General features: G+C 64.5%; 2 protein-coding genes. Both read right to left on the bottom strand.

The annotated features are described in order from the left end of the window. Window positions 1-63: 63 nt before the first annotated feature. Complete coding sequence (locus KJP30_RS24815; RefSeq protein ID WP_218452242.1) at window positions 64-990, bottom strand: electron transfer flavoprotein subunit alpha/FixB family protein; 927 nt, start codon at window positions 988-990, stop codon at window positions 64-66. After that, on the bottom strand, window positions 990-1748 hold the full coding sequence (locus KJP30_RS24810; protein ID WP_218452245.1) for an electron transfer flavoprotein subunit beta/FixA family protein: 759 nt from the start codon (window positions 1746-1748) through the stop codon (window positions 990-992). The genes KJP30_RS24815 and KJP30_RS24810 overlap by 1 nt, the downstream gene beginning before the upstream one ends. Window positions 1749-1760: the final 12 nt, after the last annotated feature.

Raw genomic sequence — 1760 nt, 5'->3', positions numbered from 1 at the left:
GCTAACACACCAAAGGCCCGCCGAATGGCGGGCCTTTTCGTTTTTTCGCGCTTTTGGGTGCGCTCAGAGTTTCTCGGTCAGTTCCGGGACGGCGGTGAAGAGGTCCGCGACCAGACCGTAGTCGGCGACCTGGAAGATCGGCGCTTCTTCGTCCTTGTTGATCGCGACGATGACCTTGCTGTCCTTCATGCCGGCGAGGTGCTGGATCGCGCCCGAGATGCCCACGGCAACATACAGGTCCGGCGCCACGACCTTGCCGGTCTGGCCCACCTGCCAGTCGTTCGGGGCAAAGCCCGAATCGACCGCCGCGCGCGAGGCGCCAACGGCGGCGCCCAGCTTGTCGGCCAGCTTCTCGATGATGGCGAAATCCTCCTGCGAACCGACGCCACGGCCACCGGAGACAACGACACCGGCCGAGGTCAGCTCGGGGCGGTCGCTTTCGGCAACCTTGTCCTCGATCCATTCGGACAGGGCGGGGTTTTCGCCCGCGCCGATGGTTTCGACCGCGGCCGACCCGCCGGTGGCGGCGGCGTCAAAGGTCGAGGTCCGGAAGGTGATGACCTTCTTGGCATCCTTGGACTTGACGGTCTGGATCGCGTTGCCGGCATAGATCGGACGCTCGAAGGTATCGGCATCGACCACGGCGGTCACATCGGTCAGCACCATCACGTCCAAGAGCGCGGCAACGCGCGGCAGGATGTTCTTGGCGTCGGTCGTGGCGGGGGCCACGATGTGGCTGTAATCGCCCGCGAGGCTGGCGATCAGCGCGGCAACCGGTTCCGCAAGACGGTGACCGTAAAGGTCATCCTCGGCCAGCAGCACCTTCGAGACACCCTCGATGGTGGCGGCTTCGTCGGCGGCGGCCTTGGCCGATGCGCCCGCGGCCAGAACGGTCACGTCGCCCAGCGATTTCGCCGCCGAAACGGTCTTGGCGGTGGCGTCCATCGACAGCGCGCCATCGGTGATCTCGGCAATCAGCAGTACGGCCATCAGACGATCCCCTTTTCTTTCAGCTTGGCGACCAGCGTGTCGACATCGGGCACGATTTCACCCGCGGCGCGGGCCGCCGGTTCGCCGGTCGAAACGATTTCAAGGCGCGGGGTGACATCGACGCCGTAATCCTCGGCGGTCTTCTCATCCAGCGGCTTTTTCTTGGCCTTCATGATGTTCGGCAGCGAGGCATAGCGCGGCTCGTTCAGGCGCAGGTCGGTCGAGATGATGGTCGGCATCTTGACCTTGACGGTCTGCAACCCGCCATCGACCTCGCGGGTGACAACCGCGTGGTCGCCCTCGACGTCGATCTTGTTGGCATACATGGCCTGGCTCCAGCCCAGAAGGGCCGAGAGCATCTGGCCGGTGGCGCCCAGGTCGTTGTCGATCGCCTGCTTGCCCGCCAGCACGAGGCCCGGCTCTTCTTCCTTGACGATGGCGGCAAGGATCTTGGCCACGGCCAACGGTTCGATGTCGGTGTGCACGTCATCGGCGGCCACAACGAGGATCGCGCGGTCCGCGCCCATGGCCAGCGCCGTGCGGAGCGTCTCCTGGCTCTGCTTGACGCCGATCGACACGGCGACAACTTCGGTGGCCTTGCCGGCTTCCTTCAGGCGGATCGCCTCTTCGACGGCAATCTCGTCGAACGGGTTCATCGACATCTTCACGTTCGCCAGATCGACACCCGATCCGTCCGCTTTTACACGGACCTTCACGTTGTAATCGATCACGCGCTTGACGGGTACAAGCACCTTCATCTGCGTGTCTCT

The organism is Antarctobacter sediminis (assembly GCF_019218285.1).
Classification (GTDB): Bacteria; Pseudomonadota; Alphaproteobacteria; order Rhodobacterales; family Rhodobacteraceae; genus Antarctobacter; species Antarctobacter sediminis.
The sequence above is the reverse complement of the archived record's forward strand: the minus strand, read 5'-3'. Positions and strand labels throughout refer to the sequence as shown.